Source organism: Shewanella sp. (genome assembly GCF_051658185.1).
In the GTDB taxonomy this organism is placed as follows: domain Bacteria; phylum Pseudomonadota; class Gammaproteobacteria; order Enterobacterales; family Shewanellaceae; genus Shewanella.
The window spans coordinates 1-13138 of sequence record NZ_JBOFMC010000331.1 but is presented as its reverse complement, the minus strand read 5'-3'; the positions used below and the strand labels follow the sequence as shown (position 1 = coordinate 13138).

10 protein-coding genes and 1 tRNA gene are annotated in these 13138 nt (G+C 46.6%); 4 read left to right on the top strand and 7 right to left on the bottom strand.

Features of this window, described 5'->3' with window-relative positions; translation table 11 throughout:
- Window positions 1–397: 397 nt before the first annotated feature.
- Window positions 398–1306 (bottom strand): 3'-5' exonuclease, encoded by a 909-nt coding sequence (locus tag ACRCZA_RS12715; RefSeq protein ID WP_438674794.1) that lies wholly within the window; start codon window positions 1304–1306, stop codon window positions 398–400.
- 636 nt (window positions 1307–1942) lie between these two features.
- Here ACRCZA_RS12715 and umuD point away from each other — a divergent pair.
- Entirely contained in the window at window positions 1943–2392 is a 450-nt protein-coding gene (gene umuD, locus ACRCZA_RS12710; RefSeq protein ID WP_438674793.1) for a translesion error-prone DNA polymerase V autoproteolytic subunit, read from the top strand.
- A gap of 7 nt (window positions 2393–2399) precedes the next feature.
- Window positions 2400–3668: a translesion error-prone DNA polymerase V subunit UmuC gene (gene umuC, locus ACRCZA_RS12705; protein ID WP_438674792.1), complete on the top strand. Its 1269-nt coding sequence runs from the start codon at window positions 2400–2402 to the stop codon at window positions 3666–3668.
- 329 nt (window positions 3669–3997) lie between these two features.
- Here the strand turns inward: umuC and mobI are convergent, their stop codons facing one another.
- Entirely contained in the window at window positions 3998–4423 is a 426-nt protein-coding gene (gene mobI / locus ACRCZA_RS12700) for a conjugative transfer protein MobI(A/C) (protein WP_438674791.1), read from the bottom strand.
- A 482-nt stretch (window positions 4424–4905) separates the two neighbouring features.
- Here mobI and ACRCZA_RS12695 point away from each other — a divergent pair, with 482 nt between their 5' ends.
- On the top strand, window positions 4906–5880 hold the full coding sequence (locus ACRCZA_RS12695; protein WP_438674790.1) for a ParM/StbA family protein: 975 nt from the start codon (window positions 4906–4908) through the stop codon (window positions 5878–5880).
- Between the two features lie 400 nt (window positions 5881–6280).
- Here the strand turns inward: ACRCZA_RS12695 and ACRCZA_RS12690 are convergent, their stop codons facing one another.
- From ACRCZA_RS12690 to ACRCZA_RS12675, 4 genes are all read right to left on the bottom strand, one after another.
- Window positions 6281–6472 (bottom strand): helix-turn-helix transcriptional regulator, encoded by a 192-nt coding sequence (locus tag ACRCZA_RS12690; protein ID WP_438674789.1) that lies wholly within the window; start codon window positions 6470–6472, stop codon window positions 6281–6283.
- An 82-nt stretch (window positions 6473–6554) separates the two neighbouring features.
- Window positions 6555–7787, bottom strand: coding sequence for a tyrosine-type recombinase/integrase (locus ACRCZA_RS12685; protein ID WP_438674788.1), 1233 nt, complete (start codon window positions 7785–7787; stop codon window positions 6555–6557).
- 330 nt (window positions 7788–8117) lie between these two features.
- Window positions 8118–8205, bottom strand: a tRNA-Ser gene (locus tag ACRCZA_RS12680).
- A 423-nt stretch (window positions 8206–8628) separates the two neighbouring features.
- On the bottom strand, window positions 8629–9261 hold the full coding sequence (locus ACRCZA_RS12675; protein WP_438674787.1) for a YchE family NAAT transporter: 633 nt from the start codon (window positions 9259–9261) through the stop codon (window positions 8629–8631).
- A gap of 316 nt (window positions 9262–9577) precedes the next feature.
- Here ACRCZA_RS12675 and adhE point away from each other — a divergent pair, with 316 nt between their 5' ends.
- Entirely contained in the window at window positions 9578–12175 is a 2598-nt protein-coding gene (gene adhE / locus ACRCZA_RS12670; protein ID WP_438674786.1) for a bifunctional acetaldehyde-CoA/alcohol dehydrogenase, read from the top strand.
- Window positions 12176–12338: 163 nt separating this feature from the next.
- Here adhE and ACRCZA_RS12665 read toward each other — a convergent pair.
- Window positions 12339–13138: M14 family metallopeptidase (locus ACRCZA_RS12665; protein WP_438674785.1), on the bottom strand; the 800-nt coding region annotated here is incomplete at its 5' end.

Below are 13138 nucleotides of genomic sequence, written 5' to 3'. Positions count from 1 at the left end.
GGCTTGCATGTCACCGGTGACGAAGTGGTGAGTTGGCTAAAGTCCTGGGGAAGTGAAAATGAACAGGCTGCCCCTACATGCCACAAATAATCTACACTGCCACAGAATTAGGTGATTTAGAGCGCTTACGTGAGTTTCTTCGCAACAAAAGTCCCCCGCCCCACAACACGCCGCTAGCACCATAATAAATACCATTAGAGAACAGGAAAGCTATCCAGATATTGGCCGGCCTATCGATGACAATGACTTTAGCTTTAGGGAACTGCAGATTGACTTTGGTGACACGGGGTATTTGTAGTATTCAATGTAGGTGTCTTGGTACATGGAAAGATTCCTCTTATTGGTTAAACCATGAGTTCACTTTCCATTTTCCAGAAGCTTTCAAATATGTAAGGGGCTATGAAAGAGCTTTAAAGCGATTGCGAGCATCTTTGTAGTCGTAATAGGCATATTCTGAGCCACGATGGTACAAATCATCCAGGTATGTTTGTTCCTGCGGCAACTCGTCTTCGCTAATTTCGCGCCACCAGTGTTTATTAGCACCTCTCACACCGTCATGCCAGCGGTAACCACGCTCTTTTAAGTAGTCCTTTACGTCGAATGGCGCACCAAACGCACGAACTAACACGGTTCGCCGGTCTGCTACAGACAACAGGTCCGCAACAGACGCAGGCAATAAATGAAACAACCAAGCCATTGCCAAACAATCGGTTGCCGCTCGGTGCCCTTCATAGAACCAGCCCAAGCGAAGCAGCAGATACTCAAGCTTACGACTTTCGAAGCCAAGCGCTTTCCAATCTATGCCACTGACAGAACAGGCCCACGATAAATTTCCTAACGCGGCAAATCGTTTTTCAAAGAAAGGACGATCAAACTGAGCATTATGCGCCACCACCAGCGGATCATCGGATAACCAACTCGCCACTAGGGCATCGTCAATATACTGGCCTTGCACCATGTCATCAGTGATACCCGTTAATTCGGTGATAAACCCCGATATCGGCTTACCGGGATCTTCGTAAAGGCTTATCACATCGACAATCGACACGATGCGCTTAGCCGAGGGACTGTAAAGCACCTTAACCAAGCCAAGCTCAATAATGGACTCGTCATCGGCAGACAGTCCGGTTGTCTCTGTATCGAGCAGCACCATTGGCTGTTCATCACCGACCATAGGAGAAAGTTCAAGTGGCCAGGACTGCGGCTCACGCGTTAATGGAATACGCTCCAGCAATCTAAAATCTTCTGGTCTTTCTGGGATATCCGCGAGGCGCTCTAGCGGAAATGGCGCAGGGGCTCTTGTCATTGATGGTTCCTCTTTAATTCTATTCTTTCGCTTTGGGTTATTTCACTGTGCCCTGTTCGTTTATAAACGCGTTTATTCAAAAAGCACCTTGGATACCTCAGCGTTTTTTTAATCTTTCTACTGGATGAACCCATGTATGAAGGCTTTCTTAAAGCTTTAGCCAAACCCTTTAGGTAACCCTTACCGATCCCCTTTATGTATGGCTTAGCCAACCCCTTTTCAAACGGTTAAAAAAGCTTTAACTGAGTTCTACTGAGCATTTTAAAAACGCTCCTCACTTCTCTATAAGCCAGTAAATTCAATACGAAGCAGAATTTTACTCACCGTTTTGAAACCCTTTGCGAAGGGTTTAACAAGCCTTATTTGACGGTTACTTGACCCATGCATTAACCAGTAGCAGTAACAGGATCAGTAACAAGATCAGTAGGCAGAAGCAGTATTGTCCAAGCCTTACAGGCTTTGACAATGGCAAGTAAGCCCCACATCAAGCTTTTCAACACAAAAAAGAAATCACCCACAACACAACGTCTTACTCGAACAACATCAGTTTTACCTACAATTCTACTTGTAGAAATCAGCATAGCATTAGATACTGTATAAACAAACAGTATCTATTGTAATTTTTCGAGGTTCGTCATGAGTGTCTCGCTGATAGGCCGTAGCGGCGCACTTGCCTTCATCAAAGCTAAGCGCCTTCGTATTCCATTGTTCATAGAACGGGTTTCTGCTGGTTTTCCCTCACCAGCGCAGGATTATGTTGAGCAAACTCTCGACCTTAACGAGCTTTGCATCAAGCGACCAGCTGCGACGTTCTTTGTGCGTGTTGAAGGCGATTCAATGATTGATGCAGGAATTCATCCGGATGACATTCTGGTGGTTGATCGCTCTGTTCAAGCCGAACAGGGTGACATTGTCATCGCTGGCATCCATGGTGAACTCACGGTAAAGGAGCTTCAACTGAGGCCGTGCGTCAAGTTGCTCCCAAGAAACCAGGCGTATGAGCCCATCCTTATTCCTGAAGGGACAGAGTTAGAGATATTTGGTGTGGTCATCAGTGTGGTGCGAAACATGCGCCGCAAGCCGTGACTATCCCATGCCAGTATTTGCCTTGGTGGACTGCAACAACTTTTACGCCAGTTGTGAGAAGCTGTTTCGTCCTGATTTAAAAGATACGCCGGTTGTGGTGCTGTCCAACAATGACGGATGCGTGGTTGCACGGTCGCGTGAAGCCAAGTCACTCGGAATTAAAATGGGGGTACCCGTCTTTCAAATCAAAGCTGAAATGCAGCACCATGGTATTTTGGCATTCTCTTCCAATTATGCGCTTTATGCAGATTTGAGCAGTCGGGTGATGCGCACTTTGGAAGAAATGGCACCACAAGTAGAGGTGTACTCGATTGACGAAGCATTTTTGGATTTAACCGGTATTGAATCTGCCATATCCCTTGTCGCATTTGGACAACACGTTCGACAGCGCATAAGCCGCTGGATTGGGATCACCGTATGTGTAGGCATTGCTCCTACCAAAACGCTTGCCAAACTGGCCAACCATGCCGCCAAAAAGTATCCAGCCACTTGTGGTGTGGTAGACCTAACTCATCCAGACCGACAACGTCGGTTGCTTGCATTAGTCCCGGTTGATGATGTTTGGGGCGTAGGCCGTCGGCTTTCTAAACGTTTAAATGCTTTGGGTATCACTACAGCCTTAGATCTCGCCAATGCCTCACCTAGAGCCATCAGAGACCAATTCTCGGTGGTTTTAGAAAGAACCGTCAGAGAGCTCAATGGTGAGTCGTGCATTGAACTTGAAGAGATCCCGCCAACTAAGAAACAAATCGTCTGTAGCCGTTCATTTGGCGTAAAAGTAACGCACTTTGAATTGTTACGTGAGGCCGTATGTGAATACGCAACCCGCGCCACTGAGAAGCTACGCAAAGAACGGCAGCAAGCCAAAGTGCTGACCGTGTTCATACGTACCAGCCCCTTTAAGGACAACGAGCCGCAATACAGCAACTCCGCATCGGGCGAGTTGTTGATACCCAGTTGCGATACCCGAGATTTCATCGAGCTGGCCAATCACCTGCTCCTGCGTATTTGGAAGGATGGTTTTCGTTATGCCAAAGCGGGCGTCATGCTGTCTGACTTTTACGATTCAGGCATGTTTCAACCAGGACTATTCGATGACGTATCGACCCGCTCTAATAGCCAGGAGTTAATGTCTGTATTGGACACCATTAATCAAAGCGGTGCCGGAAAGGTTTTCTTTGCTGGACAAGGTGTAAAGAAAGATTGGTCGATGAAGCGAGAGCATTTATCTCCCGCCTATACGACACGCTGGGACCAGTTACCGCGAGTGAAATAAACCAAAAAGTATCGTGGTGAGAAATATGGAAAGCCTAGCTTAATTGTATTTACGCAAGGTATCTTATTTGTCGTGGTTTATAACAATAAAATCAATAACTAACACTGCATTATGCCCAACATAACTTTATAAATGGCAACATCCCAAGGCTAAAGTGGATGCCATTGTAAATGCAGCTAACCTCAAAATGCTTAGTGGTAACAGGTTGATAGCGCAATTCATTGTGCCGCCAGTTCCGAACTACTCAAAGCATGCTTGGCTGTTGAAGACATCAAACTTACACGCATTTATAAACAGCTGCTTACACAAAGAACTTTATAATCTCTGATTCAATAAGCATTGAGTCTGCGACGCAGCATGTTGAGTTTATCGACTTGGCGGCGAATGTCGCTAAACAGAGTTTCTTGCTCCATAGCCAATGTCAGTTCCCATTCTTTGGCCAGACCTTGGCAATCCAAAAATGAGTATCTCAGCTTCGTCTTTGAAATACGCAGTCCCTTACTAAAGACTACGCGCTTGCCGCGTGGGCCGTGAAAGCTGTTGATGTACCACTCTATGCCAAAGCCATACTTAAAGTCTCTGATACGGACACCAAGGAGCCCCCAGTCTTTAAAGGGCTCATTTTCACGAACCTTGTAATGGGTGACCCAAAAGTCATCAACTTCAGCGCGTGCCAGCGCTTTTAGCCTGTCCGTTTCTTGCTGCAATAAGTTGGATACTTCTGATTTCCATTGTTCATTGACGATTTCTACCAAACCAATTTCCCCCTCCAATTAACCCCAAAAGCCAAAACCACTATCCGTTTGGCTTTTGGATCGAAACGCCAAACGTAGAACTGCCGAAACATTCACTGTTTGGCGTCTCGATATAAATCGACTCGTTCCATCCCATACCCGACAAGGGGTACAAGCTGATTTCACATAAAAAAGCCTGAAATAACGTATCGCCATGAAGATACAAACCGTTTGGCGAATTCAGGTCAGAATGCAAACGACGTTTGGCGTCTCGATTTTTTTGGCTCAGTCATTCGCCGCCAAACAGAGCCTATTCTCATACTTTTGCAAACATGCAGTCGGCAGATAGATGAAAGGATTTGTCACCTTTCTGCCCACCGCCAGTGCACCGAATCCTGATAATGACATTTGAGTGAACCGTCAGAGCACTTGGAAATGCCCAAGCATGACCTGAGCGGTTAGTTGAAAACCGTTAGAGCACTTTGAGTGCACAGGAGATAAGTATGTTTGTACTGGGCGTAGATATCGGATACTCAAACCTAAAATTAGCATTTGGCCAATCAGGGAGTGCACCAAAAACCATCATTCTGCCTGCAGGAGCCGGCCCTGCGGATCATATGGCAGAACGTATTGGTGGCGGCGATGATGAAACTTGTTTGTATGTGTCAGTCGATAATGAGCGTTGGGCCGCTGGCATTTGCGCCGGACGCCTTCAAAGCTGGGAACGAGAACTCCACCCAGAATATCCCTCCACAAAAACCTATAAAGCACTCTTTCATGCAGCTTTGTTAATGGCCGAAACTGAGTCCATCGATTTAATTGTCACTGGATTACCTGTTACCCAATTTAATGAACCGCAACGTAAATCAGATCTAGTTAACCGCTTGAAAGGCATCCATCAAGTGACACCTAAACGCACAATCACAGTACATGATGTCAAAGTACTGCCTCAACCTGCAGGTGCCTACATGGATTTGGTTCAAACTGGTGATGATCTTGGCCTAATTGAAGAAGGTCGTGTGGTTGTGATTGATCCTGGCTTTTTTTCCGTTGACTGGGTAGCACTTGATGCAGGTGAAATACGCTATAGCTCATCAGGCACTAGCCTTCAGGCAATGTCTGTAATACTGGAAACGATTGATAAGCTGATTTCAGAAGACCACGGTGCCAAAGTCGGTATGGATCGACTAGAAAGAGCCATGAGAACTGGGCTATTTGATGTACTTCTCTTCGGAGAAAAAGTGAAGATTTTACCTTATCTTAATGTAGCCTTGAAAAAGGTCGCACCCGTTGCTCTCACAGCAATGCGTCAATCTATGCGGAACGAGAGCATCAACGCGGACTTGGTGTTAATCGCAGGGGGTGGAGCCACAGCATACAAGGAAGCGGCTAAGGAGATATTTTCACGAAGCAAAATCATCGTGCCTGAACAGTCCGTATTGGCTAACGCCCGGGGCTTCTGGTTTTATGGCGCCTGATCATGAGGGTCGTTGTCAACATTCCCTCAGGAAGCCACCCTGAACTGCTTACAGAACTTGAGAAGACGTCGCCAAGAGAACGAGCTGAGCGTCTACGTATGCTGGCCACTTTTGGTTTGATACAAATGAGTGTGCCAAATATCAAAACAACGTCAACATCGTTAGTCCGTGCTATCAATGAAGTCACTAAGGAGACGTTTGAAATGTCATCCCAAGAACCTGAAGCGGTGTCACGTAAACACGCTCTCAAATCAAAACTAGGCAAGAGTATTTAGCAACTTAAGATACAAATCAATATCTTAACCATATTACCTACTAAGCATCGAATGTAAAAAGGACCCTAAAGCTCGAAGCAATAGGGTCGCAAATTGCATATAGTCATCTTGCATGACACAACAAATTATCTACTATCTCGCAAAGATTGACGTTTTTCTATCCATTCATCAATATCACTCTCTTTCCACCCTACCGCTCGTGAACCCAGAGGAATCGATCTCGGAAACTCACCCCGAGAAATAAACGCATAGATTGTACTGCGAGCACAGCCTGTTTTCTGACTGAGTTCAGACATTCGTATAATTCTAACCGCCATAACCATCTCCTTCAGTAGTGTCATTGATATTCTAGAAAGAACAGCATTGTCAGAAGTCAACTTAGATGCTCATTTATTCCACTTATCTACCTTGCATTGCATTTAAAACCGAAAACGACCCAACTGAATGTTCTGAAATATAAGAACTCCATTTTTGCATCATTTCTCGACGACGCTCTAAATAATCTGTGCGGTTATAGGCATTGCGTATTCTATCTCGGCCAACGTGCGCTAAAGCAACCTCAATTAAATCAGGCTCTTCACCCCATTCATTCAATGTGGTGCTTGCTAATGAGCGAAATCCATGAGCTGTCGTCCTATTTTTAAAACCAATCCGACCTAAAGCTTTATTAATAGTCTCAGAATCGATATGACGGCTTAGACTGCGACTTGATGGAAAGATAAACTGACTGTTTGACGATAACGGCTTGATATTCTCCAATATCGACAAAGTTTCTCTGGTAAGAGGGATCCGATGCTCACGCTTCATCTTCATTCGGGTATGCGGAATGACCCAAATTTTATTGTTAAAATCGATTTCATCCCAACGCGCACCTGACGCTTCCGATGGCCGAGTCATAGTATGAAGTTGCCATTCGATAAGATAGCGAGTAGTAATATACAAATTGGCATGTCCTAACGCTCGCATCAGATCCGAAATTTCGTTAGGACTCAGGGACTTCATATGCTCAACAATCGGCTTTTTGAAAACATCTCGAATCCCGCCCAATGGATTGTGCTCGATATAGCCACTGTTTACCGCAAAGTTCATTACTTCATTAAGTAATTGAGCGGTTCTTTTTACCGTTTCAAGCTTGCCTTTACCTTCTAAGACTCTCAAAGCATCGATCGCCATTGGCGCTTTAATTGACTTAACGGGAAAAGCGCCCAGTTTAGGTAACGCATGAATTTCGAGTTTTCGCCAGTTATCATGCAGTGTTTTTTGCTTAAGTTGGCTAGATTTAACCTCCCGCCATTCCAAAGCCACTTGCTCTAGCGTTTGAGCTTGGGTAAGTTTAATTTGTGCCTTTTTTTCAATTTTATCGATCTGTGGATCAATACCATCAAGCAATAATTGACGCATTCCGTGCGCCTTTTCTCTCGCTTTAGCAAGAGATATATCCGGGTAAGGCCCGATACCGATAAATGTTTTCTTTCCAAAAACAGGACGAGTGTATCTGAACTCCCAATATCGGGAGCCCGTGGGTTTGACATACAGGTACAAACCGCCACCGTCTGAACAGCGAATGGCTTTACCATTTTCAGGTTTAAGGTTTTGAACTTGTTTTACTGTCAGCTTATTTAAATTTGCCAAGAAACCTCCTTAGTTGGAAGTGTATGACAGTAATTTGATGGACTGACACCAAAAGAAATCGTCATACACCTTCAACTTTTTTTACTTATATTTCAACTCACTAAATGAAAATAGTGTATTGAAAAGTTCAAAAAATGAATGAGATTCTTAGTGTATAGCGCTATGTAAAGTGTATGACTCTAGATAGATTCAAAATTTATCATACTATCTACACTACACCTAAAATGTAGCTTCTATAGGTCGACACTAGACATATATAGACTTAACTTATTGATTTTATTTATCTTCAGACACAAAAAAAGACGCCCTAGGACGTCTTTTTTGAGAATGTGGCGGTGAGAGAGGGAGTCGAACCCTCGATACGTTTCCGTATACACACTTTCCAGGCGTGCTCCTTCGGCCACTCGGACATCTCACCAGATTGTTGATTTATGTTTACGTGGTTAATCTTTCACGAGCTGACTTAGCTTAAATCATTTTAACTGATTGAAAAATCGCTTATAAGTCATCGTCAAACCGCTCATGCTGAATGATGTAGTCCTTCAGCAGCTTTTGCCGTTAACGGAGCGGTACTTTACGCAAAAGCCTGAGAAGGGTCAAGCAAAAAAGACTCGATTTCAGGCGGTTGCGCAATTGCTAAACAAACCGATGCATTTAACACCGCATTATGAGGTGTCTCTGCACGCTCAAGGCGGTTACTGCTGTAATATCGGCCTTGTGACTCCCCTGCACGGTACAGGGGCGCAATTTACTTTAGTGTCCATTGAGGGGTCTCTTGGTGGATTAAAGACCTCGTCATTGGCAAGCCTAAAGCCACTGACTTGATTTATAGCTGAACGCCTTAACCAAACAGTTGGGGAAATAAACCCTTTACCCCGGCGGCAATGACTTCGATTCCGATGGATAACATCAGCAGTCCCATGAGACGCGTGATCACGTTAATCCCCGTTTTACCGAGGATTTTATAGATGATTGAGGCCATTCTAAAGAGCGCAAAACTCACCAATCCAAAGAGGATCACTGTGATGAACATGCCAATGATATTGGCAAGGGTGTTATGTTCAGCGGCAAACACGATCACCGAACTAATAGCGCCCGGCCCAGCCATCAAAGGTAATGCTAAGGGAACCACGGCCACCGATTCCATCGCCGACGATTCTCTATCTTCCTCTTGGTTGCGTTTGACTTCACCTAATTTCCCCTGAAGCATGGACATCGCAATAATGGCAATCAAACTGCCGCCTGCGATCCTAAAGGCCGACAAGGAAATGCTAAACATATTCAAAATATGCTGCCCGGCGACGATGGTTACCAATAAAATCACTACCACAGCAAAGTTAGCCACTTTCCCCGTATGGTTACGCTCAGCCTCGGTTTGGTGGCTGGTTAAACTGACAAATACGGGCAGCAATCCGATTGGATTGATGATGGCGACAAGGCCGAGAAAAAATTTAACGTAAAGTGTTAACTCCAAGTTGCTTTCCTTATGTGTATCACAGCATGTGCATCAACCTTATCTTAAGGGCAAGTATAGTAGCCTAAGCGAAGATGGCTGAAAAATGAGTTTTTTTAGGTTAAATCACAAGTTTAAATAATATTAGCTCAGCATAAACTGTGGAGATTTGCATGATGAGCAGTCAAACCGCTCAGCTCACCTGTAGTTTAATTACATAAAAGCCGATATTTGGCGCTAAGATCACACTTTACTCGGGCTATTAAGTGTAATTTTTTACCATAAAGAAGATTTAGCCAATGTCTCACTTGGCTAAATCTTTTTAGGAGTATTGATTATGCTAGTGACAAATGCCGCAGAATTGGATCTTATGGTCGAACGTGTCGCCAAGGCACAGGCCGAATACGCCAACTTCAGTCAACGTCAGGTCGATAGGATATTTAGAGCCGCGGCCCTCGCCGCCGCCGATGCCCGCATTGCGCTGGCGAAGATGGCCGTTGCAGAAACCCGCATGGGCGTGGTTGAAGATAAAGTCATCAAAAACCATTTTGCCTCTGAGTATATTTATAATAAATACAAAGATGAAAAGACCTGCGGCATCTTGTCCGAGGATCCCACCTTTGGCACTATCACGCTCGCCGAACCTGTTGGCATGATTTGTGGCATAGTGCCAACCACTAACCCCACCTCCACCGCGATTTTTAAAGCGCTGATCAGCCTTAAAACTCGTAATAGCATTATTTTCTCCCCCCATCCTCGGGCCAAGGCGTCAACCATCGCCGCAGCCAAATGTGTGCTCGAAGCGGCCGTCGCCGCTGGCGCACCTAAAGAAATTATCGGCTGGATTGATGAGCCCAGCGTGGCACTCTCTCACCAATTAATGACGCACCCTAAGGTCAATTTAATCCTCGCAACAGGGGGCCCAGGTATGGTGAAAGCCGCCTATTCTTCGGGTAAACCCGCGATTGGTGTCGGTGCCGGTAATACGCCAATTGTGATTGATGAAACCGCCGATATTAAACGGGCGGTGAGCTCAATCTTAATGTCCAAAACCTTTGATAATGGTGTGGTTTGTGCCTCCGAGCAGGCGGTTATCATCGTCGATAGCGTGTATGAGCAAGTTAAGGAGCGTTTTGCCTCCCATGGTGGCTATATTCTCTCGGCAACCGAAACGGCAGCCATGCAAGAGGTCATCCTCCAAGATGGCAATCTCAATGCCGATATTGTCGGCCAAAGCGCAGCCACCATTGCCCAAATGGCGGGTTTTAGCGTGCCCAAATGGACCAAGGTGCTCATTGGTGAAGTCAGTGAGATCAATGACAGCCAAGCCTTCGCCCATGAAAAATTATCGCCACTGCTTGGCATGTATCGTGCCAGCGACTTTAACCATGCCGTAAGTCAAGCCGAAGCCTTAGTCGCCTTAGGCGGCATAGGCCATACCTCGGGACTTTATACCGATCAGGACACCCAAAGCGAACGGATCAAAACCTTTGGTTGTAGAATGAAAACCGCCCGCATTTTGATCAACACGCCGGCGTCACAGGGGGGCATTGGCGATCTGTATAACTTTAAATTGGCGCCCTCCCTCACCCTCGGCTGCGGCTCCTGGGGCGGTAACTCCATTTCCGAAAATGTGGGGCCTAGCCATTTACTCAATAAAAAAACCGTCGCTAAGAGGGCTGAAAATATGCTGTGGCACAAGCTTCCATCTTCCATTTACTTTCGCCGCGGCAGCCTACCGATTGCACTTGAAGAATTATCCGATAAAAAACGAGCACTTATCGTCACCGATAAATTCTTATTCAACCAAGGCTATTGCAATGCCACCCTTAACATCCTCAAGGCCCAAGGGCTAGAAACCGACGTTTTTTACGAGGTCGAGGCCGATCCAACCTTAGCAATCGTCCGCCAAGGGGCCAAAGTCGCCACGAGTTTTCAGCCCGATGTGATTATCGCCTTAGGGGGCGGCTCGCCGATGGACGCGGCCAAAATGATTTGGGTGATGTATGAACACCCCGACGTGGACTTTGCTGAACTTGCCCTGCGCTTTATGGATATCCGTAAACGGATTTATAAGTTTCCGAAAATGGGCAGCAAAGCCATGATGGTCGCTATCCCGACCACCTCTGGTACGGGCTCAGAAGTCACTCCGTTTGCGGTGGTGACCGATGAGCAAACTGGCAAAAAATATCCCATTGCCGATTATCAACTGACGCCGAATATGGCGATTGTGGATCCGGATCTGGTCATGCATATGCCCAAATCCTTAACGGCTTTTGGTGGCATTGATGCCGTCACTCACGCGCTTGAAGCCTATGTGAGTGTGATGGCGAACGAATACAGCGATGGCCAAGCACTGCAGGCACTGGCGTTATTGTGCCACTCTTTGCCCGATGCCTATCAGCTCGGCGCCGCCTCCCCCATCGCCCGGGAAAAAGTCCATAACGGCGCCACGATTGCCGGTATCGCTTTTGCCAACGCCTTTCTGGGGATTTGCCATTCAATGGCCCATCAATTGGGGGCACAGTTCCACCTCGCCCATGGACTGGCCAATGCGCTGCTGATCAGTAACGTGATCCGCTTTAACGCCACAGATTTACCCACCAAACAAACGGCCTTTAGCCAATATGATCGGCCTAAAGCCCTGTGCCGTTACGCCGCGATTGCCGATCATTTAGGATTAGGGGGAACAAGCGACAGGGACAAGGTCGAAAAATTGCTGGAAAAAATCGACGAGCTTAAACAGACACTCGGCATTCCGGCCTCTATCCAAGCGACGGGAGTGAACGAAGCGGACTTTCTGGCGAAGGTCGATGAGTTAGCCGAGGATGCCTTTGATGATCAATGCACCGGCGCTAACCCTCGCTACCCCTTGATTAGTGAGTTAAAACAACTTCTGCTCGACAGCTACTACGGCCGTGCGTTTACCGAGTAGCCGCTAAATAAACGCCGGGTTCGTGGTTGGGGGGAGCATCCCGCATTCCCCCACACACGAGGCCGACTCCGAGCCCGGCACGTTTTAATGCTCTAAGCTCTAAGCTCTAAGCCCTAAACGATAAATACCCGGCTCTCTTGGTTAAAAATCAAGCACCACAACCTCAGCCTGATACCTTAAGCGCTAACACGTAATCAATAGCGCTAGTCATCGCCGCAACCTGCGCTCGGTTACACTCCTCGGCGCTGGCCGTTGGACTGTCGGGGTAAACTTCTGTCGTCGTATTATAAATGCAGCCCGTCACACTGCTGCACAGACCCAATGCTTTCAGGGGGTAGTTAATCACCCCGTGCTGCACCACCGTCGAGCCAATGATCTCGCCCTTTTCATCGGCAGGGGCAATATGCGTCACTTTGCTCACGCCATCAATGATGGCTTTTTGGAAGGCATCCTGCGGGTTCTCGGTGTCGCCTACGGTATAAAAACCATCGGGAATGCTGCCCTTAATAAAGTCTTTGCCATCACGAGCGGCCAAAGCCGGGCGAAATTCTTGTTCATCAGAATCGGTCGTTTCGTGTAAATCAATATGCACATCAAAACCTTGCTCGATTGATGCCACCAGTTGCATTAACGCGGCCGATTCTTCAGCGGGGCTATTAATATAAAATGAGCGGTTTGGATCTATCGCCTTTGGGTTCCAACGATTAATCGTCTCGTAACCCCACGGACTGACGCACACCGCCACCACGAGGTTAATCTGTTGCACATAATGAGCCGCTTGATTAGCCAAAAAAGCTAATGCGCCATGCACGCCGCTGGTCTCGTAGCCATGGACACCCCCGGTCACCAACACGGTTGGTTTGAGAGGATCACTGATTAGACTTTTTACCGCCAGCAGCGGATAACGTGCCGGATTAATCGACAAGGCGCCATATTGCACTATCTCTAGGCCAAGCGCATTGA